This is a genomic window from Natronomonas sp. EA1, assembly GCF_051195035.1.
Lineage (GTDB): Archaea > Halobacteriota > Halobacteria > Halobacteriales > Haloarculaceae > JBNTJV01.
Genome location: NZ_JBNTJV010000001.1, coordinates 253,338 through 273,988, shown reverse-complemented (window position 1 = coordinate 273,988; position 20,651 = coordinate 253,338). Strand labels below are relative to the sequence as shown.

General features: G+C 68.0%; 19 protein-coding genes. 5 read left to right on the top strand and 14 right to left on the bottom strand.

What is annotated here, in order from left to right; translation table 11 throughout:
* Window positions 1–30 precede the first annotated feature (30 nt).
* From ACQUQR_RS01465 to ACQUQR_RS01415, 11 genes are all read right to left on the bottom strand, one after another.
* Entirely contained in the window at window positions 31–1,176 is a 1,146-nt protein-coding gene (locus ACQUQR_RS01465; protein ID WP_435194167.1) for an ABC transporter permease, read from the bottom strand.
* Window positions 1,173–1,847 (bottom strand): ABC transporter ATP-binding protein, encoded by a 675-nt coding sequence (locus tag ACQUQR_RS01460; protein WP_435194165.1) that lies wholly within the window; start codon window positions 1,845–1,847, stop codon window positions 1,173–1,175. The genes ACQUQR_RS01465 and ACQUQR_RS01460 overlap by 4 nt, the downstream gene beginning before the upstream one ends.
* Window positions 1,837–3,303 carry a hypothetical protein gene (locus tag ACQUQR_RS01455; RefSeq protein WP_435194164.1) on the bottom strand — a complete coding sequence of 489 codons (1,467 nt, stop codon included), beginning with the start codon at window positions 3,301–3,303 and terminating at the stop codon, window positions 1,837–1,839. Before ACQUQR_RS01455 ends, ACQUQR_RS01460 begins: the two co-directional genes overlap by 11 nt.
* On the bottom strand, window positions 3,300–3,923 hold the full coding sequence (locus ACQUQR_RS01450; protein WP_435194162.1) for a Yip1 family protein: 624 nt from the start codon (window positions 3,921–3,923) through the stop codon (window positions 3,300–3,302). Before ACQUQR_RS01450 ends, ACQUQR_RS01455 begins: the two co-directional genes overlap by 4 nt.
* 58 nt (window positions 3,924–3,981) lie before the next feature.
* Complete coding sequence (locus ACQUQR_RS01445) at window positions 3,982–4,305, bottom strand: hypothetical protein (protein ID WP_435194161.1); 324 nt, start codon at window positions 4,303–4,305, stop codon at window positions 3,982–3,984.
* On the bottom strand, window positions 4,302–6,692 hold the full coding sequence (locus ACQUQR_RS01440; protein WP_435194159.1) for a penicillin acylase family protein: 2,391 nt from the start codon (window positions 6,690–6,692) through the stop codon (window positions 4,302–4,304). The genes ACQUQR_RS01445 and ACQUQR_RS01440 overlap by 4 nt, the downstream gene beginning before the upstream one ends.
* Window positions 6,693–6,796: 104 nt before the next feature.
* The gene (gene ndk, locus ACQUQR_RS01435) at window positions 6,797–7,276 is read right to left on the bottom strand and encodes a nucleoside-diphosphate kinase (protein WP_435194157.1); all 480 of its coding nucleotides are present in this window, start codon (window positions 7,274–7,276) and stop codon (window positions 6,797–6,799) included.
* Window positions 7,273–7,656, bottom strand: a complete 384-nt coding sequence (locus tag ACQUQR_RS01430; protein ID WP_435194156.1) for a 50S ribosomal protein L24e — start codon at window positions 7,654–7,656, stop codon at window positions 7,273–7,275. The genes ndk and ACQUQR_RS01430 overlap by 4 nt, the downstream gene beginning before the upstream one ends.
* Window positions 7,656–7,880, bottom strand: a complete 225-nt coding sequence (locus ACQUQR_RS01425) for a 30S ribosomal protein S28e (RefSeq protein WP_435194154.1) — start codon at window positions 7,878–7,880, stop codon at window positions 7,656–7,658. Before ACQUQR_RS01425 ends, ACQUQR_RS01430 begins: the two co-directional genes overlap by 1 nt.
* A 4-nt stretch (window positions 7,881–7,884) precedes the next feature.
* Complete coding sequence (rpl7ae, locus tag ACQUQR_RS01420; protein WP_435194153.1) at window positions 7,885–8,247, bottom strand: 50S ribosomal protein L7Ae; 363 nt, start codon at window positions 8,245–8,247, stop codon at window positions 7,885–7,887.
* Window positions 8,248–8,462: 215 nt separating this feature from the next.
* Entirely contained in the window at window positions 8,463–8,954 is a 492-nt protein-coding gene (locus ACQUQR_RS01415; protein WP_435194152.1) for a winged helix-turn-helix domain-containing protein, read from the bottom strand.
* A 98-nt stretch (window positions 8,955–9,052) separates the two neighbouring features.
* Here ACQUQR_RS01415 and ACQUQR_RS01410 point away from each other — a divergent pair, with 98 nt between their 5' ends.
* A complete protein-coding gene (locus tag ACQUQR_RS01410; RefSeq protein ID WP_435194151.1) occupies window positions 9,053–9,682 on the top strand; it encodes a hypothetical protein in 630 nt (209 codons plus the stop codon).
* An 18-nt stretch (window positions 9,683–9,700) separates the two neighbouring features.
* Here the strand turns inward: ACQUQR_RS01410 and ACQUQR_RS01405 are convergent, their stop codons facing one another.
* Window positions 9,701–10,723 carry an NADP-dependent oxidoreductase gene (locus ACQUQR_RS01405; RefSeq protein ID WP_435194149.1) on the bottom strand — a complete coding sequence of 341 codons (1,023 nt, stop codon included), beginning with the start codon at window positions 10,721–10,723 and terminating at the stop codon, window positions 9,701–9,703.
* A gap of 541 nt (window positions 10,724–11,264) precedes the next feature.
* Between ACQUQR_RS01405 and ACQUQR_RS01400 the strand changes: the two genes are divergently transcribed.
* Complete coding sequence (locus ACQUQR_RS01400) at window positions 11,265–12,443, top strand: M24 family metallopeptidase (RefSeq protein ID WP_435194148.1); 1,179 nt, start codon at window positions 11,265–11,267, stop codon at window positions 12,441–12,443.
* A gap of 3 nt (window positions 12,444–12,446) precedes the next feature.
* Window positions 12,447–13,778: a glutamate dehydrogenase GdhB gene (gdhB, locus tag ACQUQR_RS01395; protein WP_435194146.1), complete on the top strand. Its 1,332-nt coding sequence runs from the start codon at window positions 12,447–12,449 to the stop codon at window positions 13,776–13,778.
* Between the two features lie 19 nt (window positions 13,779–13,797).
* Here the strand turns inward: gdhB and ACQUQR_RS01390 are convergent, their stop codons facing one another.
* Window positions 13,798–16,887: an FAD-binding and (Fe-S)-binding domain-containing protein gene (locus ACQUQR_RS01390; RefSeq protein ID WP_435194145.1), complete on the bottom strand. Its 3,090-nt coding sequence runs from the start codon at window positions 16,885–16,887 to the stop codon at window positions 13,798–13,800.
* Between the two features lie 6 nt (window positions 16,888–16,893).
* A complete protein-coding gene (locus ACQUQR_RS01385; RefSeq protein ID WP_435194143.1) occupies window positions 16,894–17,865 on the bottom strand; it encodes a D-2-hydroxyacid dehydrogenase in 972 nt (323 codons plus the stop codon).
* A gap of 152 nt (window positions 17,866–18,017) precedes the next feature.
* On the opposite strand from ACQUQR_RS01385, the gene ACQUQR_RS01380 reads away from it, so the two are divergent.
* Both ACQUQR_RS01380 and ilvA read left to right on the top strand, forming a co-directional pair.
* Entirely contained in the window at window positions 18,018–19,298 is a 1,281-nt protein-coding gene (locus ACQUQR_RS01380) for an amidohydrolase (RefSeq protein WP_435194142.1), read from the top strand.
* Window positions 19,295–20,572 carry a threonine ammonia-lyase gene (gene ilvA, locus ACQUQR_RS01375; protein ID WP_435194140.1) on the top strand — a complete coding sequence of 426 codons (1,278 nt, stop codon included), beginning with the start codon at window positions 19,295–19,297 and terminating at the stop codon, window positions 20,570–20,572. Before ACQUQR_RS01380 ends, ilvA begins: the two co-directional genes overlap by 4 nt.
* Window positions 20,573–20,651 lie beyond the last annotated feature (79 nt).

Below are 20,651 nucleotides of genomic sequence, written 5' to 3'. Positions count from 1 at the left end.
TGACGGCGAGAGCACGTCGAAAACGCGAGTTCAGCCCCGGAGCGCGTCGACGGGGCGCTCCCTCGCGGCTTTCCACGCGGGGTAGAGCCCCGAGAGGACGCTCGTGAGGACGCCGAACACGAGCGCGGCGAAATAGAAGACGACGTTCCCCGGCGCGAGCGCCATCAGCGGGTCGCCCAGCGCGAACTCGGCGATGACGGCCCCCGCGGCGACGGAGAGGAAGACGCCGACGAGACCACCGATGAGTCCGAGCAGCATCGCTTCGGTGAGCAAGATTTTCAGCACGTCACGGCGCTGGTAGCCCACGGCGCGAAGGACGCCGATCTCACCACGACGCTCGATGGTGGACATGAGCATCACGTTCAGGATGGAGACGCCGGCGACGACGAGCGAAATCGAGCCGATACCGACGAGGAACAGCGAGAGCGTGTCGAAGAACGCCCCGATCTGGTCGGTGATCTGGGAGAACTCGAAGATCGTGACGCGCTCCTCGCGGTCGTTCAGGTCGGCGCGGATAGCCCGGGCCGTCGCGTTCGCCGACTCACCCGTCTCGGCCTGGATGACGACCTGCTGGAACCCCGAGCCGTTGATGTCGTCGGGAGGGACGATGACCCCGCCGCCGACGTTGATGGGAGAAAACCCGCCCTGCGGTTCGAGCACGGCACGCACCCGGTAGGTCCGGTTGTTGACGGTGATGCTGTTCCCCGCGCGGATGTCGAATCGGTCCGCGAGGCTCGCACCGACGACCGCGCCGTTGCGGAGCGGGTCGGGGAGCCGCCCATCCCTCGCGACGTACGCGTCACCCGGGTTCTCGATACCGTAGGCTGTCGTGAACGTCGTCTGCCCGGAGTAGACGACGCGGGCCCGCGCCTGTTTCAGGGGGACGACCGCGGCATCACCCGCGGCGCGTTTGATGGCCCGCACGTCCCTGTCGGTGAGGCTGCGAACCCCCTCCTCAGCGTTCGGGGAGACGATGAGTTGGTTGCCGATATCGCCGAGAGAGCCGACCGCGGCGGTCTGGAGGACGGAGCCGAAGACGCCCAGCGAGGCGATGGCGACGACGCCGATGACGATACCGAGCATCGCCAGCGCGGTCCGGGCCTTCGTCCGCGAGAGATTCCGCCGAGCCATGAGCACGGTCGGGAACCGCCGGTAGAGCGATTCGAGGAGGCTCATCGCTCCAACTCGCCGTCGACGATGCGGATGGTCCGGTCTGTGAACTCCGGGACCTGCGGGTCGTGGGTGACGGCGACGACGGCCACCCCCTCGTCGGTGATGCGGGTGAACTCGTCGAGCACCTGCCGACCCGTCGCCCGGTCTAAGTTCCCGGTCGGTTCGTCCGCGAGCAGCAGTCGCGGTTCGTTGATGAGCGAACGGGCGATGGCGACGCGCTGTTTCTGCCCGCCGGAGAGTTCGCTGGGCTTGTGGTCCAGGCGGTCACCGAGGCCGACGCGTTCCAGGAGGGATATCGCCCGCTCGCGCGTCTCGGAGTCGCGGTCGAGGAGCGCGGGCACCTCGACGTTCTCCACCGCTGTCAGCGTCGGAATCAGGTAGAAGTTCTGAAAGACGAAACCGATGGTGCGCTTCCGGGCGGTGGTCTTCTCCCGGTCGGAGAGCGTCGTCACGTCCTCGCCGTCGAGTTCGACGGTCCCCGACGAGGGGTCATCGAGCAGGCCGAGCACGTTGAGAAGGGTGGACTTCCCACTCCCGGAGGGGCCCATGACCGCGAGGAACTCCCCGCGGCCGATGTCGAGGTCGACGCCCTTCAGCGCCTCCAGATAGCCGTCACCGCTCTGGTAGCGCTTGACGAGCGACGAGGCGCTGATGACCCGGGCGCTATCGGACACGGTTGCGCCACCCCACGGCCACGATGCCGACCACGAGCAGTGCGACGACGGCACCCCCGACGTAGACGAGGAGACCGGAGTCGGACCCGGTATCGCCGGTGTCACCGGTGTCCGCCGGTGGTTCGTACGGCACGCTCGTCCGGAGCGTCTTCCGTTCGCCATCCGAGAGGTAGGTCACGGTGAGCGGGATCGCCGTGGCCCCCTCCTCGGCCGTGGCGAACACGTCGAAGGAGACGAAATCGCTCGCCGGGACGGTGCCGACGAAGTACTCGCGGTTGGGCGCGACCCCCTGGACGAGGTCCGTATCGCGAACGCGAACAATGACGCTGTCGACCTTCCGCAGCCCGACGTTGCTCGCCGTGCCGGTGACGTGGAGTCGCCCGTCCTCGCGTTCCACGTCGAGGCCGGTGAGTTCGATCTCACCCGGTACGTCCGGCTCGGCGACGACGCGGGACTCGGCGGTGACGCTCCCGCGAGTGTCCCCGAGGTCGTAGCTCGCCGTGAGCGTCACGGTCGCGCGGGTCTCGACGTCCGAGACGTTGACGAGGACGCGCCGGGTCGTCCCCGCGGGCACGGTGCCGACGGCGACGGGTGAAACGCTCCCGTTCGAGGCCTCGCCGCGAATGACGACGTTCTCGATGGGGGCGTTCCCGAAGTTCCCGAGCGTGACGGGGACGGCGAGTCGGCCCTCGCGCGGCGTGTCGGCGTCGAGCGTCACCTCCTCGCGGAGCGGGTCGAACCGGAGGCTTCGATCCACGACGACGGTGCGTTCGAGCCCCGTCGTGGTGCGGTAGGTGACGGTCGCGGTGAGTGGCCACCGGCCCGCACGGTTCGTCCGCACGTCGAACCGGAACGTCTCGGCCTCGCCGCCCGCGATGCGCGGTGCCCCGTCGGAGACCTGCCGGGCGGTGAGTTCGGTTCCCGCGAGTGAAACGTCGACGCTACGGATCTCCCGCTCGAAGCCGTTGGAGACGGTGACGTTCACGCGCTCCGCGAACCCGGTGGTGAGCGTCGCGTCGGTCCGGATCGAGACCTCGGGATGCTCATCACGCACTCGGACGGTGACGGGGTATTCGAGGCGGATGTCGTTCCCCTGGCCGTCCTCACCGATGACCTCGATGCGGAACCGCTGGACGCCGGCCTGCTTGAAGGTGATTCCGAAGGGGATACGGAGGTCGGAACCGGGGGTGAGCGTTCCCAGGTCACGAATCGGGTCCGTGCCGCTCGCCTCCTCGTCGGAGAGCCCACGGATGCGGACGAGTTCGATTTCGAACGAGGTGGGACTCGACTGCTGGTTCACGACCGTCGGCGCGACGGTGATGGTCTCACCGACGATAGCGGGTTCAGGGGTCGTCTCGGTGCCCGAAATCGTCACCTGCGCCTCCTGTGCGGCGACGACGGAGACGGAGGACGCGACCAGCAGGCAGGCGAACGCGACGGCGGCGAGCCGGCTCATATCACCACCCCCCAGACGCGGAAGACGAGGCCGAGCGCGACGGGGACGCCGACGACGACACCGGCTTCGCGCATCGTGAGGTCACGCACGTGCTTGACGGCGAACGTCCAGAGGAACGCCGACCAGAGCAGGAAGGCGATGCCGAGGACGCTCGCCACGAGGAACTCCGGCCGGTTCCGGAGTTGCTGGGAGAACTGGGCGACCTGCTGGGGGTCACTCGGGAACGTCACGCCGGAGAAGACGACGGTGGCGACGACCGCGGAGACGATGGCAGCGAGGAGTGCGGGGACGAACCCCCAGCCGACGAGCGCCAGCAGGTCGCGGAACGACCCGCGTTCGGCGTCGTACACCACCGACGAGAGGACGTGGAACGCCGCCGCGTAGAGCACCCAGCGGACGAACGGCCCGAGAAACGCGAAGGCGCTACCGACGACGAGCGAAATCGTGCCGAACGCCTGCGCCTCCTGTGGGAGGGCGTCGATGGTCGCCTGGAGGGCGGGCAACGTCCCTGCGACCCCCACGAGACCGACGAGGACGAGGAGGGCGACGGACGGGACCAGTCCCGGGTTCTCCGCGCGCTCGCGGAAGAACGCGTCCGGATTGAACAGAAGGTCTAGCATACGGAGGGGAGTGAACAGCCAGCCACTTGAATATATGTACAGGACAGCCTAGGAGAACTCAAATCAGGCCGCGGAACAGCCCACCTGCGGCCCCGTACGCCACGGCGATGGCGACACTCACGGCGATAATCGGCATCGAGCCGACCGCGGCGACGAGCGCACCGTCACCCCACAGCCCCGCGAGGAAGACACACCAGACGCCGAGGCCCGCGAGCGCGCCCGCACCCACGCCGCGGCGCGTCGTTCGCTGGGGGAGCCCCGCGACGGCCCCACCGACGAAGAGCCCGACCCAGTGGACCCCACCGAGGAGCGTGCCGACGACGATGCCGAGGAGGATACCCCCGAGTCGAACCCGGGCGTCCTTCCGGAGGGCAGCGCTCATTCGTCCGCACCCCCGAAGGTGTACCGCACGTCACCCACGAGCTCCAGCGAGAGGGGTTTGAACTCCCCCGCGGCCCACAGCCGGAGCTGGTCGTGGTAGTGGTCGGAGAGGAACACACCGTCGTTCCCCCCGGGGAGGACGCAGTCCCCTTCCGCACCTGCATCGACGACCATCCGCCAGCTACTCCCCGCGATGCTGCTGTTATCCGGGTCACCTCGCCGGTAGTTGTTCACCGTCGCGGGCGAACCGTCGGTGGGGTAGGCGGGGTAGTTGAGGAACGACTGGTCGAACGGGTGGGTGATGGCCCCGGTCGTGTTGTAGTCGCCGTAGGTCTCGTACCCCTGCTCCTCGATGGTCTCGACGGCGTCTTCGAGTGCGGCGACGAGCACCGCCTCGCGGTCACGCCCCGCGAACACCGGGTGGTCCTCGTCGAGCTGCTGGACGACCCACATCCGTGGGTACAGCGATTCGTCGTCAGGGTCGAGTCCCGCCGATTCGAGGACGGGCGAGGCCACTCGTTTTCGATACGCGTCCACGAAGAAGGCGAACGCCAGCGCGGCCTCGGCGTCCCGACTCATCCGCTGGTCCCAGTCGGCGAGTGCGTCCACCCAGTCGACGAGCTCCTCCCGGTCCGCGGCCGCAGCCACGAGGTCATCGAGGAGGCCGACCGCTCGGAGGTCGACGGTGTCGCGCTGGAGCCCCCGGGCGAACCCGCGGGTGAACGGCTCCCCCGAGCGCGCCCGGGCGTCCATCCGGTCGTAGATGCGAATCCCGCGATAGGGGTCGGAGTAGGCCTCCGCGAGGTAGTAGTCGGGGTCGTCGACCACCCGCTGATTGGCCGTCGCGACGTACGCCGGGTTGTCGAGGTGCGGTTTCTCCTCGAAGGGGACGAACCCTTCCCCTTCCCAGTCGGCCGACTCGAAGGGGACGAAGCCGGCCCACTCACCCTCGCCTGCGGAGCCGTCGAAGACCCGGTCGCCGCGCACCATCTCGCCGTCGGTGCGACGGACCGGAATCGCCCCCGTCGTGTAGTAGAGGAGGTTGCCGTCCTCGTCGCCGTAGACGAGGTTCTGCGTGGGCTCGTCGAACAGTCGGGTGGCCTCGCGCACGTCGTCGATGCCCTCGGAGGCGTTGTACGCGTAGATGGCGTCCGTCGTCCGCGTGGGGCCGTGGCCGGTCCACGCGACGGCGACCTCGTACCCCTCGCGTTCGAGCACGGGGCCGTGGACCGTCCGGCGACGGGTGATGGTCACGTCCTCGCCACCCGCGACGGGGATCGTCTCCTCCGTGGTCTCGTAGTCGCGCCACGCCCCGCGATACCGGTACTGCCCCTCCCGCGTCTCGTACCGATACACGTCCAGCACGTCCGCGCCGACGTTGGTGAACCCCCACGCGCCGTGGGTGTTGCCGCCGATGACGACGAACGGGACGCCCGGGAACGTCACTCCGCGCGCGTCGAAGTTCGGGCCGGCGAGGTGCAACTCGTACCAGACCGGCGGGGCCATCAGCGAGAGGTGCGGGTCGTTGGCGACGAGCGCGCGGCCCGTGTCGGTGTGGTCGCCGCGAACGCCCCAGGAGTTCGAGCCGACCCACGGCTCCGTCTCGAACTGCCCCACCCAGTCGGTGAGCGCGGCGGGCGGGGCATCCACGTCCTCGGCCCGGGATTCGGGCTCCGGGAGTCCACCGTCCCCGTCGCGAATGATGGAGGCGTCGTGGTCGAGTCGGCTCGGATACAGCGTCTCGTAGGTCTCGGCATCGAGCGCCTCCCGCAGCCGGGCGTGGCGCAGGGTCCGGAAGCTCCCCGTGAGGTTCCAGGAGATCTGTTTCTCCATCAGCACCGTGTCCACGGGCGTCCACTCCCGGGGCTCGTAGTCGAGCAGGGCAAATTCTGGAGGAAGGGGGCCGTCCTCGATGGAGGCGTTCACGCCCGCCGCGAAGGCGATAGCAGCCTCACGTGCGGGCCCATCCACCGCGTCCCAGGTCACCTCCGCGGCCTCGGTGAATCCCATCCGGCGGTTGAACTCGTCGGAGTCAATCGTGGCGTCTCCGACGACCTCCGAGAGCCGGCCGCGCATCACGCGTCGCTGGAGGTCGAGCTGGAAGAGGCGGTCGGCGGCCTGCGCGTAGCCCGTCGCGTAGAACAGCGCCCCCTCGTCGTCGGCCTCGATGTGCGGGACGCCCCACTCGTCGTACCGAACGGTGGCGGGGCCGTACGGGCTCTCGAGGTCCCGTCGGCCCGTGTCGGCCGCCCGCCAGACCTCCCCGGAGAGGGGCGCGAAATCCTGGAGGTACCCCCGGACGGGGGCGAGGGTGCCGGCCACGACGCTTCCGCCCGCGATGGCCGCGAGGAGGGCACGACGGGAGAGAGATGTGGTACCGATGTCCATACCGCATCCTCACCGCTCGGTGGCTTAAACGTGTGTCAACTCCGAAAGATATGCGAGCGGTTTACGCGTCGCTCACGGGGGGTGAAAAACGGAAGTGAATCCGGTTAGTGGTCCTCGTCTTCGTAGACCCAGGTGGCCGTCGTCTGTTCCCAGTCGACGAGCTCCTCGTCATCGAAGAAGAGGTCGATCTCGCGTTCGTTCGCGCCCTCGTCGGCGTGGTCCGAGCCGTGGATGACGTTGTGACCGAGGTCCAGGCCGTAGTCACCGCGGATGGTACCCGGAGCGGAGTCGGCGGGGTCGGTCTCGCCCATCATCTTGCGGACCTGACGGGTCGCGTCGGCACCCTCCCAGACCATCGCGAAGACGGGGCCGGAGGTGATGAACTCGACGAGCCCCTCGAAGAAGGGCTTCCCCTCGTGTTCACCGTAGTGCTCGTGCGCGAGCTCCTCGTCGATCTGCATGAACTTCGCGCCGACGAGTTTCAGACCGCGCTCCTCGAACCGGGAGACGATGTCCCCGATGAGGCCGCGCTGGACGCCGTCCGGCTTCACCATCACGAAGGTGCGCTCGTCGTGGTGGCTCATTCCTCGTCCTCCTCGTCGTCAGCGTCGGCCTCGACATCCTCGGCGTCCTCCGAGTCCTCGGAGTCGGCTTCCGCCTCCTCCTCGATGTCCTCGGATTCCGCGTCGGCCTCGTCGGCCTCGGCTTCCGCGTCTACTTCGGCCTCGGTCTCCTCGACCTCGGCGAGCTCCTCCTCGTCCTCGGGCTGGGCCTGCGCCCGGCCACCGACGGCCTGCCCCGCGGCAGTCCACTCGAGGGAACGCGCCTCGCGACCGAGGTCGGCGTTCTTCTCGCACTTGGATGCACAGAAGTGCATCGTCGCGCCGTCGTTGAAGACGAGCATCGTGCCCGTACCGGGCTCGATGTCGCTTCCACAGTAGTCACATTCTCGCGTGCGTGGCATTACTGACCTCCGATGGAGTCTGCTTCGCGGGCGGTCTCGCGGAGCTGCAAGATGTCACCGACGCGGACGGGACCGAGGACGTTGCGGGCGATGATACGGCCCTGGTTCGAGCCCTCCTGGATGCGGCATTTGACCTGCATGGCCTCGCCGTGCATCCCGGTCTTCCCGACGATCTCGATGACCTCGGCGGCCGTCGCGTCGTTGCCGCTGTCTTCAGCGCTCATGGGCCTAGCGGAGCTCCTCGACCTTCGAGGCGATGTCCTCGACCTGCGAGGCGGCCTCGCCGGCGTCGACGATGGCGGCCGCCGCGGAGCCGACGGAGAGACCCGAAGCGTGTCCGATGTCGTCCTGCGTCTCGATGAAGAGGAACGGGATCTCCTTCTCGTCGGCCAGCTCGGGGAGGTGCATCACGACCTCCTCCGGCTGGACGTCCTCCGCGATGAAGACGAGCTCGGCGTTGCCGCGCTCGATGGCCTTCGTCGTCTCGTTCGTCCCTTTCTTTACGGCTCCTGTGTCCCGGGCAACCTCCAGCGCCTCGAGGGCGTCGTCCTGCAGGTCGGCCGGCACGTCGAAATCAACGTACACTGGCATATGATGTTCACCTCCGACACGTGGGCTCGCACTCCCCCGCCTCCGAGCCGCAGTGCGGCTCTCACGCCACAGTTTCCCGGTGGCGCGCAAATCCTTGGCTAGGAGCATCACAACCCCGCGTCGGCTGTACCCTCCCATACAAAGTCGCCCCATAAAAGCCCTTTTGAACGCCGCTGCGACTGTCACAGCGACACATGCCCGGTCGGGTGACTCCGCTACAGCCAGTCCGGTCTCGGTCGGTTCTCCCACTCCTCGATGATGCGAATCTCCTCTGGACGGTCCATCCGCTGGTACACCTGATAGAGGATGGCGAGCCCGTCGTACATCCCGACCTGTTTGAGGAGTTCGATACCGTACTCGGAGACCGCGTAGTACGTCCGCGGGATACGGTTGGGGACCGTTTCGACCTCGGGTTCCAGCTTCTCGACGAGGTCACGGTCCGTCAGTGAGCGAAGGTGGTCACGGACGGTCGATTCGGTGATGTCGTTGTTACGGAACGCTACCTCCTTGGGACTGAGCGCCCCCGTTTCGGAGGCGAGCAACTGCTGGAGAATCCGGAGGGTCCGCGGTTCGAGCACCGCTCGGAGGGCCGCCAGCCGGTCCTCGTCGTACTGGGCCTCGAGTCCGCCATCGTCTCGTACAACGACCGCACCACCGTCCGTCTCGCCGACACGGCGTTTCTGCTCGGGGTGGGGGTTCTGGGCCATGAGTCCCCTAGAACCGTCCGGGTAGTAAGTGTTGCGACGCCGATCGCAACAAAGGCCTCGTGCGGTGATTTATATTTCCCCATCGAGAGGTGAATGATATGGCTGGTGAGCAGTTTCCCGCACATCTGGAGGGGCTTCCGACGCTCGATGACGCCGAGTTCCTCCTCGGAGGGCTGTCGAACGAGGAGTTGGCCCGGATTCCGGTGGCAGTCAACGACCTCCACGCGCAGTTCCAGAACGACGACCCGGCGGGGACCCGCTATCTCGTCCTCGGAAGCTACGACACGCCAAACGCCGAGCGAGAGGGGCCGAAAGACCGGCTGGAAGCCGCGAGAGCGCGGCTCGAAACGGGGAAACCGCAGGCGACCGCAGTCCTGCTGGAGGATATCGACCCGCGGAACGACAACTGGGAGAACTTCTACGTGAAGTTCCGGCTCACGATGGCGACGACCGATTTCAACGTCCTCATCGCGGAGCACAACGACGGGGGCCACGAGCTCGAACTGGGCGCGGCGACGCTCGAAGAGACGTACATCGCGAAACGGGACTACCGCCACGCCTCGCTCGACAAGGACCTGGAGTACGAGAAGTACGACGCGATGATGGCAACGCTGTTCGACCTGATGGACCGGCGCGGCCACCTGTTCGCGTGGCGGACACGCGAGGAGTTCGAGGACGCCATCCACTCCATCAGCACCGAAACGCACGGGAAGACGACGCGTTCGTAGTATCGGAACGACCGCCCGCTACAGCTTCGCGTACTCCGGGTCGGCGACCTTCACGACCTGCTTGCCGATGTTGACCCCCTCGAACAGCCCGAGGAACGCCTCGGGGGCGTTCTCGAACCCCTCGACGACGTGCTCGCGGTACTGGAGCTCACCCGACGCGACCCACTCGCCGAGTCGGGAGAGCGCCTCCCCCCACCGACCCTCGTAGTCCCGCACGAGGATGCCCTCCACTTTCGCTCGCGTCTGGATGAGCTGGGCGAGCTTCCGGGGGCCGGTCGGGACTTCGGTCGCGTTGTAGAGCGCGATCTGCCCGCAGACGACGACGCGCGCCCGGACGTTGAGCAGCGGCCACACCGCGTCCGTCACGGGGCCACCGACGTTGTCGAAGTAGACGTCCACGCCGTCGGGACACGCCGTCGCGAGCCCCTTCTTCACGTCCTCCGTCTTGTAGTTCACCGCCGCGTCGAAGCCGAGCTCCTCGGTGAGCCACTCGGTCTTCTCGTCGGCACCCGCGACGCCGACGACGCGACAGCCGGCCTGCTTGGCGATCTGCCCGACCACGGAGCCGACGGCCCCCGCGGCACCGGAGACGACGACCGTGTCGCCGGGCGTCGGCTCCCCCGCGTCGAGCAGCCCGAAATAGGCGGTGACACCGGGCATCCCGAGCACCCCGAGCGCGGTCGAGACCGGCGCAATCTCGGGGTTCACGGGGTTGAGTTCGGAGCCGTCCGCGACGGTGTACTCCGCCCACTCCAGTTCCCCCTGCACCACGTCACCCTGCTCGTAGCGCGGGTGCCGGGAGTCCACCACCTCGCCGACGACGCCGGCTTTCATCACGTCGCCCACGTCCCACGGCTCCGCGTACGACTCGGCGTCGCGCATCCGCCCGCGCATGTAGGGGTCCACGGACTGATAGAGCGTCCGCACCAGCACCTCGTCGGTGTCCGGGTCGGGGAGCTCCCCCTCTTCGAGTCGGAAGTTCTCCATCGTCGGTTCGCCCACGGGCCGCGACTCCAGAATCCACCGTCGGTTGGTCGGCATACCCGATGGGCGCAGGGCGGGCACAAAAAGCCGCGCGTCAGTGCAGTTCTCCCGGACGTGCGGCGCAATCACAACGTCCTGTTCAGATCTAATACCAATATTCATAGATAGAAAAATTTCTGATACTAACTTGCGGTTTGTTATTGAAGAGAATGGCAATTATTGCCGGATTATACCAAGTAATCGTACAAATATACGCGCATCTGCACATAGATTATAGATTATTTTGGCCATTTAGGGCGAAATATACAGAAATTATGAGGTATTTTGGAGCAGATATCGATAGTATCCAGAACCCATTTAAGGGCCCCATATATGGGCGTAATCGACAATCTGTTGCAGGTCTGGCCCGAAGCGCTCGCCACCAATAAATACCATAATACATATATTATATTGTTCTACTCGGATATCACATATTTTAGAGTCGAGGTTGTGGCACCCTTCGCAGTCTCTCAGACGGCCACCGATACACAGAATCCGTAGACAATGTGCACAAAAAACTTATACAATACTCTCTCGAAGGCCGAGTCGAGAGTTCCACATGTCCAGAGCGGTGTTCGACAGCAGCGAGTACCAACGACGCATCGACCGGACGAAAGAGAAGATGGCGGAGCGGGAGCTGGACGCGCTCTTCGTGAGCGACCCGGCGAACATGAACTACCTCACCGGCTACGACGGCTGGTCCTTCTACGTCCATCAGGGCGTCATCGTCACGCAGGACCGGGACGAGCCGGTGTGGGTGGGTCGGGAGATGGATGCCAACGGGGCGCGAGCGACGACCCGGCTCGACGAGGCGGATATCCGGCCGTACAGCGACGATCACGTGCAGTCGCCGGTCGACCTGCACCCGATGGACTTCGTCGCTGGCGTGCTGGAGGACCTCGGGGTGTCAGACGGCCGGATCGGCCTCGAGATGGACGCCTACTACTTCACGGCGAAGTCCTACACGCGGCTCCGAAAGAACCTCCCCGAAGCCGAGTTCGAGGACACCACCCTGCTGGTGAACTGGGTCCGCATCAAGAAGTCCGAGCAGGAGCTCGACTACATGCGACAGGCCGCCCGCATCTCTGAAAACGCGATGCAGGCCGGCCTCGATACCATCGAGGAGGGCGTCCCCGAGTACGAGGCCGCGGAGGCCATCTACTCCGCGCTCATCGACGGGACGGAGGAGTACGGTGGCGACTACCCGTCCATCGTGCCGCTCATGCCCTCGGGCGACCACACCGGGACGCCACACCTCACGTGGACCGACCGGCCGTTCCGTGACGGCGACCCGGTGATCATCGAACTCTCGGGCTGTCGCCACCGGTACCACTCCCCGCTCGCGCGGACGACGTTCGTCGGCGACCCACCCGAGGAGATCCGGGAGACGGCCGAGATCGTCATCGAGGGGATGGAGGCGGCGATGGACGCCGCGGAGCCGGGCGTCACCGCCGAGACCGTCGAGAAGGCGTGGCGCGACACCATCGCGAAGTACGACGTGGAGAAGGAGGACCGCATCGGCTACTCGATGGGGCTCGGCTACCCGCCGGACTGGGGGGAGCACACTGCGAGCCTCCGACCGGGCGACGAGACCGTCCTCGAGGAGAACATGACGTTCCACACCATCCCCGGTCTCTGGTTCGACGACTTCGGCGTCGAGCTCAGCGAGACGTTCCGGGTCACCTCGTCCGGTGCGGAACCGCTCGCCGACTTCCCGCGGAAACTGTTCACGACCTGATTCATGACACCGAGTAACCCCGTTGCCGAGGAAGCACCGACCGACGGCCAGGAGTCGAGCCCCGATGTCGCGGAGGCGGAGCGGACGACGAACCCGGAGTCCGCGCTCGCGACCGCGCGTCGGCAGTTGGAGCGGGCGGCCGCGCACACCGACGTGGACCCCGGCGTCGTCGAGCGGCTGAAACACCCGACGAAGCTCCAGCAGGTCTCCGTCCCGCTCCGTCGCGACGACGGATCGCTGGACGTGTTCACCGGGTATCGTGCACAGCACGACGACGTCCGCGGGCCGTACAAGGGTGGCCTGCGCTACCATCCGGAGGTGGACGGTACCGAGTGTATCGGCCTCTCGATGTGGATGACCTGGAAGTGCGCCGTGATGGACCTCCCCTTCGGTGGCGGGAAAGGTGGCATCGCGGTCGACCCGAAGGGGCTCTCCGAGGAGGAGACGGAACGGCTCACCCGCCGGTTCGCCGAGGAGCTCCGTGACGTCGTCGGCCCGAAGAAGGACGTGCCCGCACCCGACATGGGGACCGGGCCACAGGAGATGGCGTGGTTCATGGACGCCTACTCGATGCAGCAGGGGGAGACGACCCCCGGTGTCGTCACCGGGAAGCCCCCCGTCGTCGGCGGCTCGTACGGTCGTGAGGAGGCCCCGGGCCGGTCGGTCGCCATCATCACGCGCGAGGCCATCGACTACTACGACTGGGACGTCGAGGAGACGACGGTCGCGGTCCAGGGGTTCGGGAGCGTCGGCGCCAACGCCGCACGGCTCCTCGACGAGTGGGGCGCGACCATCGTCGCCGTCTCCGACGTCGACGGAGCCATCTACGACCCGGACGGCCTGGAGACCAACGACGTGCAGGACCACGACGAACGCCCGGGGATGGTCTCGGGGTACGACGCGCCGGAGACGCTGTCGAACGCGGAACTGCTCGAACTCGACGTCGACGTGCTCATCCCGGCGGCCGTCGGCGAGGTCATCACCGCGGAGAACGTCGACGACGTGCGCGCCGACATGGTCGTCGAGGGCGCGAACGGGCCGACGACGTTCGCGGCGGACGCCATCCTCGAAGAGCGCGGGGTGCCGGTCATCCCGGACATCCTCGCGAACGCGGGCGGCGTCACCGTCTCGTACTTCGAGTGGCTCCAGGACATCAACCGCCGGCAGTGGTCGCTCGAACGCGTCCACGAGGAACTGGAGCGGGAGATGCTGGACGCGTGGGAGGCCGTCCGCACCGAGGTCGACGACCAGGACCTGACGTGGCGTGACGCGGCGCTCGTCGTCGCACTCTCACGCATCGGCGGGGCGAAGGAGACGCGCGGGCTCTGGCCCTGACCGGCCTCGTTCTTCTCTCTTAGTCGTCGAGCGCAGCGGCCAGCTTCTCGACGGGATGCGGCGGTTCGGCAGTCTCCCCGTCCCGGTCGCCGATCTGGGTCCGGCAGGAGGCACCGGGCGCGACGACGGTATCCCCGTCGCTCTCGTCGATCTGGTCGAACAGGATCTCGGCGATGGCCCGGCTCAACGAGTAGTGTTCCGCTTCGTACCCGAAGCTCCCGGCCATCCCACAGCAGCCGGAGTCGAGCGGGTCGACCGCGTAGCCCGCCCGCCGAAGGACGCCGACCGCGTGGTGGTCCTTCCGGGTCGCCTTCTGGTGGCAGTGGCCGTGGTAGGTGAGCGTCTCGTCGGTGGCCGACCACGACAGGTCCGCGACGAGTCGGTGCGCATCGAGATACTCCATCACGCCGTAGGTGTTGGTCGCCACCGCCTCGACGGCCTCGGGAGATATCGAAGGGTCCTCCAGAGCGTTCTCCCCGAGGAGGTCACGGTAGTCCGACTGGAGCATCACCGCGTCGGAGGGCTCGACGAGGACGACGTCCCATCCCCCCGCGATGCGGGGTGCGAGCGCCGCCACGTTCGCCCGGGCGCGCTCGCGCGACCGATCGAGAAAGCCCTTCGAGTGGGCTGGGCGACCGGTCGAGGTGACGTCGTCCGGGATGGCGACGTGGACGCCGGCGGCTTCGAGGACGCGGACCGCGGCCTTCCCGGCCGCGGGGTGGTTGTAGTTCGTGTACGTGTCCGGGAACAGCAGGGCCCGCCGGTCGGCCTCCCGCTCGGGGACCCGAGCGCCGCCCCGGGCCTCGAACCAGTCCTCCAGCGACTCCCGGTGGAACGTCGGCAGCGACCGCTCGCCAGCGATACCGAGGACCCGCTCCGTGAGCATATCGGCCCCCGGAAGAGAGGCCACCCAGTTCGAGAGGGGAGCGAGGGCGGAGCCGACGGCGTTGAGCGTGTCCACCTCGGCGAACAGGCGGTCCCGGAGGCTCGCCCCCTCCTCCTGGTGGTGCGCGTGCTCGACTTCGGCTTTGAGCTTCGCCATGTCCACCTCGCTCGGACAGTCGCGCTTACAGCCCTTACAGCCGATACAGAGGTCCATCACCTCACGCATGAACTCCCCGTCGAGGGCATCGTCCTCGAGGTCACCACTCATCGCCTGCCGGAGCATGTTCGCCCGGCCCCGGGTGGAGAGGCTCTCCTCCTCCGCGGCGCGATACGTCGGACACATCACCCCGCCACGGGTGTCCTGTCCACCCCGACAGCCCCCACAGCCGTGGCAGAGCTCCGCCATCCCCTGCATCCCGTTCTCGGTGTCCCAGTCGAGGGTCGGCTCGAACCCGGCGTCGAACGCGTAGTCGGGGTCGAACCGGAGGTGCTCCGTCATCGAGACGTCCCCGCAGACCTGCCCCGGATTGAGGAGCCAGTCGGGGTCGAACGCCGTCTTCAGTTCTCTAAACGTCGTCCAGAGCCGGTCGCCGTACAGTTTCCGGTTCCACTGGGTCCGGGCGCGGCCGTCGCCGTGCTCGCCCGAGACGGAGCCACCGACGGAGACGACGAAGTCCGTGATCTGCTCGGCGATGGTCTCGAAGGAGTCCAGTCCCTCGGCGGTCTTCGTGTTCACGAGCGGGCGCACGTGGAGCACGCCCGGCCCCGCGTGCGCGTAGAAACTCGTCCGGGCGTCGTGTTCGTCGATGACCGCGCGGAACTCCTCGACGTACTCGGGGAGGTCCGCGGCGGGGACCGCACAGTCCTCGATGAAGGAGATGTGCTTCTCGTCGGTCGTCCGCGAGAGCAGGATGGGCGCGGCCGCCTTCCGCATCTTCCAGAGGCTGGCCCGCTCGTCGGGCGCGTGGGCGACCAGCACGTCGAACGCGGTGGCGTCCGCCGCGGCGTTCTCCTCGCTCCGCACGCGTTCGGCCACGAGGTCGGCCACCTGCTGGCGCCCGTGGTCGTCGGAGTCCGCGTAGAACTCGACGAGCAGCGCGCCGCGGGTCCCGTCGGGGAGCGAGGCGGCCACGTCGTGGAACTCCGCCGTGTCCAGCGCGAGGTCGATGAGCACGTCGTCGATGAGCTCGACCGCGGCAGGCCCGTGTTCGAGGATGGGCGCCACGTCCGCGGCGGCGTCGAGCACGTCCTCGTAGGTCAACAGCGCGACCGCCTTCGTCTCCGGGACGGGCTCTAACGAGACGGTCGCCTCGGTGACGACGGCGAGCGTTCCCTCAGAGCCCGCCAGCAAGCGGGCGAGGTTCACCGTCCCCGGTTCGCTCGCGGGGTCGATACCCGACCCATCGGCGGTGGGCGCCTCCCCGCGCGCCTCGTCGAGCAGGCGGTCGAGGTTGTAGCCGGAGACGTTGCGCTTCAGGTCGGGGTAGCGGGCGTCGATCTCGTCGGCCTCCTCGTCGAGGATGCGGACGACTTCAGCGTAGATTCGGGGGAGGAGGTCACTCGGTGGGCCGTCGGGTCCCCACGCGCCGGCGTCGGGGTCAGCCTTCTCCCGGAGCTCGTCGACCGCGATCTCGCCGAACCGGTGGACCGTGCCGTCGGCGAGCACGACCTCACACGACTCCACGTAGTGGTCCGTCTTCCCGTAGACGAGCGAGTGGGCCCCCGTCGAGTTGTTGCCGATGGCCCCGCCGATGACGCTGCGGTCGCCCGCGGCCGGGTCGGGGCCGAACGTGAGGCCGTGTTCCCCCGCGGCCGCGTTGATGTCGGCGAGCACGGTGCCGGCCTCGGCGGTCACCGTCCTCTTCTCCGGGTCGAGGGACTGGACCTCGTCCATGTATCTGGAGAAATCGAGGACGACGGCCTCGTTGACGGCCTGCCCGGCGAGGCTGGTTCCGCCCCCGCGGGGGAGGACCGGAATCTCCCGCTCCGCACAGTAGTCGACGACGGCGGCCACGTCCTCCGTGGTCTTCGGCATGACGACGCCGATGGGGAGCACCTCGTACGCCGAGGCGTCCGTCGCGTAGAGCTGTCTGGTGTACTCGTCGAAGCGCACGTCCCCCGCCACGAGTCCGTCGAGGTCGGCGACGAGCCCCTCCCGAGCTACCGTGCCGCCGGTGTAGCCGTAGTCAGCGCGAGGGTCGTCGGACGGTTCCGGTGTCGCCATCGGGTATCAGGAGGACTCCGGGGAGATGATCTCGTTTTCGAGCGTCTCGCCGCTGTCGAGCCGGTCGAGATTCGTGGCGACGATGTCCGCCAGTCGGTCCCAGTGTTTGGGGGTGTGGCCGCCCGTGTGGGGCGTGATGAGACAGTTCTCGAGGTCCCACAGCGGGTGGTCCGCGGGGAGTGGTTCGGGGTCGGTCACGTCCAGGGCGGCCCCACGGATCTTGTTCGAGCGCAGCGCGGCGACGAGCGCGTCGGTGTCGACGATCCCCCCGCGAGCGGTGTTGACGAGGACGGCGTCGTGCTGCATGGTGGCGAGCGCGTCCTCGTCGATGAGTCCCGCCGTGAGCTCGTTGAGCGGGCAGGCGAGCACCACGTAGTCGCTCCTGGAGAGCGCGTCGTGGATGGCGTCGTCGTCGAAGCCGACCACCTCGTCGGTCGGGCCACCCTTCGAGGGGGTGTAGCGGACGCCGATGGTCTCGACCTCGAACCCCTGCAGGCGCTGGACGAGCGCCTGCCCGATGGAGCCGAGGCCGACGACGGTGACCGTGCTCCCGGTGAACTCAGTCGACTGGAAGTGGCGCCACTCCGCGCGCTGCTTGCGACGCCAGCCCTCGTGGAGCCGGCGGGCGAAGGTGAGCATGTTGCCGATGGCCTGCTCGGCGATCCCCGGCGCGTGGATGCCACCGGCGTTCGTGACGCCGATACCGCGTTCCTCGAACGCCGCCAGCGGGACGTGATCCGTCCCGGCGAACGTGCAGGCGAACAGCTCGAGACGCTCGGCGCTCGCGAGCAGGTCCTCGTCCACGGTGATACCGGTCACGACCCGGGCCTGCGGGACGAGTTCGCGCTCCTGTTTCGGCGTGCGGGCCAGCGCGACCGTCCGGTCCGGGAGCCGGTCGCGCAGGGCCTCCGCGTACGATTCCATCGAGAGTCCTTCCGTCCCCTCGCGGAGGACGACGATGTCGGGCGTGTCTGACATGGGTGGATGCGACGCGAGCATCGAGAGCGACCTCGCTCTCGCTCGAATCGGCGTATCTCAGCCGACAGCAGGCAGCGTATTAGTCCTTTTGTGTAGCTGGTATCAACGGTAAGTGTTTACTCTTAAGTGCGTGGGGGTTGGTACGATTGCACATGCCGGAGACGATCAATCCACGGCTGCGTGAGCTACGCCGGGAGTTCCACGAGCATCCGGAGCCCGGCTGGTGTGAGTTCCAGACGACGGCACGGCTCGTCCGCGAGCTGGAACGCATCGGCGTCGACGAACTCGCCGTCGGCCCGGAGGCGTACGACCCGGCCGACCGGATGGCGGTTCCCGACGACGAGACCCTCGACGAGTGGCACGAACGGGCCCGCATCAACGGCGTGGACGCCGACCTCCTCGAGTTGATGGAGGGCGGGAACACGGGCGCTATCGCGGTGCTCGAACAGGGAGAGGGACCGACCGTCGGCCTGCGCGTGGACATCGACGGGCTGTACATCGAGGAATCGATCGAAGACGAGCACGAGCCCGCGGCCGAGGGGTTCCGCTCGAACATCGAGGGGACGATGCACGCCTGCGGCCACGACGCCCACATGACGTGGGGGCTCGCGGTCACCGAGGCGATACTGGAGAGCGATTTCTCGGGGCGGCTCGTCGTGTTCTTCCAGCCCGCGGAGGAGGTCTCCGGCGGCGGCGCCCCGATGGCGAAAAGCGAGTACGCCGCGGACCTCGACTACCTCTTTGCCGTCCACATCGGGCTCGACCACCCCACGGGAACGGTCGTCGCCGGCATCGAGAAACCCCTCGCGATGGCCCACGTCGACGTCGATATCCAGGGCACCTCCGCACACGCCGGGAAGGCCCCACAGGACGGCGACAACGCCATGCAGGCGCTCGGCGCGGCCATCCAGAACGTCTACGGCATCCCGCGCCACGCCGATGGGATGACCCGGGTCAACGTCGGCCGAGTGGAGGGGGGGACCGCGAGCAACGTCATCGCCGAGGACGTCCACGCCGTCGCCGAGGTCCGCGGTGAGACGACGGCGCTCATGGAGTACGTTCTGGACGAACTCACCCGGACGTTCGACGGAGCGGCCGCGATGCACGGCTGTGAGGCGACCGTCGACGTGGTGAGCAAGAGCCCGCGTGCGGACAGCGACCCCGAGTTGGTCGACGTGGTCGCGGAAGCCGCACGGGGCGTCACCGGGGTCGAGATGGTGACGCCCACGGCCGACTTCGGCGCGAGCGAGGACGCGACGTTCCTGATGGAGCGCGTCCAGGAGGAGGGCGGACTCGCCTGCTACTGCATCGTCGGCACGGACCACCCGACGAGCCACCACACGCCGACGTTCGACGTGGACGAGCGGAGCCTCCCCATCGGCGTGGATGTGCTCACGAACGCGATTCTCTCCGTCGACGGCACCGACCGATGAGCGGGGAGTCGGTCTCCCAGGGGGACGTCCCCGCCGCGGACGACGTGGTGACCATCGAGGACGTGCGGGCCGCGGCCGACCGCCTCGACGGGGTCGTCCACCGGACGCCACTCGACGGCTCGACGACGTTCGCCGACCGGAGCGGGGCCGAGACGGTGCATCTGAAACTGGAGAACATGCAGCGGACCGGCTCGTTCAAGCTCCGCGGGGCGTACAACGCGATGGCACAGCTCTCCCCCGCAGAGCGCGATCGGGGGGTCGTCGCGGCCAGCGCCGGCAACCACGCGCAGGGGGTCGCACTCGCGGGCGATATCCTGGGAATCGAGACGACCATCGTCGTCCCCGAGATCACGCCCGCGGCGAAGATCGAGGCGACGCGCGGCTACGGCGCGGAGGTCGTCGTCCACGGCGACGTCTACGAGGCGTCCGCCACCCACGCCCACGAGCTCGTCGAGGAGACGGGCCGGACGTTCATCCACCCGTTCGACGACGACCGCATCATCGCCGGCCAGGGGACGGTCGGGCTCGAACTCCGCGACGCGAATCCGGCGTTCGACACCGTCCTCGTCTCCATCGGCGGCGGGGGGCTGATCTCCGGTATCGCGACCGCGATGAACGCTGATTCGGGCGTTCGCGTCGTCGGCGTCCAGCCCGAGGGCGCGGCCCACGCGAAGCCCTCGTTGGAGATGGACGAGATACACCGCCTCTCGGAGATCGACACCGTCGCGGAGGGGATCGCGGACGCCCGACTCCTGGAACGAACGTTCGCCGTCATCCGGGAACGGGTCGACGACGTGGTCGCGGTGAGCGACACGGACCTCGCCGTCGCGACGACCCTGCTGGCCGAACGCGCGAAGACCGTCGTCGAGGCGGCCGGTGCGGCCCCGGTCGCCGCCCTGCTCTCCGGCGCGGTCGACGTCGAGGGGGAGCGGGTCGCCGCCGTCGTCTCCGGCGGGAACACCGACCTCACCGAACACGCGGAGCTGACGCGCGTCGGGCAGGAGGCGCTCGGGCGGTTCACGACCGTCCGGCTCGCGGTGGACGACTGGCCGACCGCGCTCGGTGCCGTGACGGAGACGGTCGAGCGAGAGGGTGGGGGGCTGGAGGGAGTCCAGCGCGTGCCCCGGTCCGCGTCCGGGGAGCCGAACCGGATTCCCGTCGAACTCGAGCTACGGGGAAGCGGGCCCGCGCATCTCGGGGAGCTGGTGGGCCAGCTGGACGCGCTCGACGGGGTCGCGGTCGTGGACCACGGCCTCGGGACGGCCGGAGAGTAGCTGCGAGAACTGACGACGGGGAGGGGACGGGGGCAGACGAACGGGGCAGACGAACGGGGCAGACGACGGGAGCGGTCCC

Coding starts and splice junctions, on each gene's coding strand:
- ACQUQR_RS01425 (WP_435194154.1), bottom strand. CDS start 7,880: ATGAGCGCTGAAGACAGCGGCAACGACGCGACGGCCGCCGAGGTCATC.
- ACQUQR_RS01455 (WP_435194164.1), bottom strand. CDS start 3,303: ATGAGCCGGCTCGCCGCCGTCGCGTTCGCCTGCCTGCTGGTCGCGTCC.
- ACQUQR_RS01415 (WP_435194152.1), bottom strand. CDS start 8,954: ATGGCCCAGAACCCCCACCCCGAGCAGAAACGCCGTGTCGGCGAGACG.
- ilvA (WP_435194140.1), top strand. CDS start 19,295: ATGAGCGGGGAGTCGGTCTCCCAGGGGGACGTCCCCGCCGCGGACGAC.
- ACQUQR_RS01450 (WP_435194162.1), bottom strand. CDS start 3,923: ATGCTAGACCTTCTGTTCAATCCGGACGCGTTCTTCCGCGAGCGCGCG.
- ACQUQR_RS01410 (WP_435194151.1), top strand. CDS start 9,053: ATGGCTGGTGAGCAGTTTCCCGCACATCTGGAGGGGCTTCCGACGCTC.
- ndk (WP_435194157.1), bottom strand. CDS start 7,276: ATGAGCCACCACGACGAGCGCACCTTCGTGATGGTGAAGCCGGACGGC.
- ACQUQR_RS01440 (WP_435194159.1), bottom strand. CDS start 6,692: ATGGACATCGGTACCACATCTCTCTCCCGTCGTGCCCTCCTCGCGGCC.
- ACQUQR_RS01405 (WP_435194149.1), bottom strand. CDS start 10,723: ATGCCGACCAACCGACGGTGGATTCTGGAGTCGCGGCCCGTGGGCGAA.
- gdhB (WP_435194146.1), top strand. CDS start 12,447: ATGACACCGAGTAACCCCGTTGCCGAGGAAGCACCGACCGACGGCCAG.
- rpl7ae (WP_435194153.1), bottom strand. CDS start 8,247: ATGCCAGTGTACGTTGATTTCGACGTGCCGGCCGACCTGCAGGACGAC.
- ACQUQR_RS01400 (WP_435194148.1), top strand. CDS start 11,265: ATGTCCAGAGCGGTGTTCGACAGCAGCGAGTACCAACGACGCATCGAC.
- ACQUQR_RS01430 (WP_435194156.1), bottom strand. CDS start 7,656: ATGCCACGCACGCGAGAATGTGACTACTGTGGAAGCGACATCGAGCCC.
- ACQUQR_RS01380 (WP_435194142.1), top strand. CDS start 18,018: ATGCCGGAGACGATCAATCCACGGCTGCGTGAGCTACGCCGGGAGTTC.
- ACQUQR_RS01445 (WP_435194161.1), bottom strand. CDS start 4,305: ATGAGCGCTGCCCTCCGGAAGGACGCCCGGGTTCGACTCGGGGGTATC.
- ACQUQR_RS01390 (WP_435194145.1), bottom strand. CDS start 16,887: ATGGCGACACCGGAACCGTCCGACGACCCTCGCGCTGACTACGGCTAC.
- ACQUQR_RS01465 (WP_435194167.1), bottom strand. CDS start 1,176: ATGAGCCTCCTCGAATCGCTCTACCGGCGGTTCCCGACCGTGCTCATG.
- ACQUQR_RS01385 (WP_435194143.1), bottom strand. CDS start 17,865: ATGTCAGACACGCCCGACATCGTCGTCCTCCGCGAGGGGACGGAAGGA.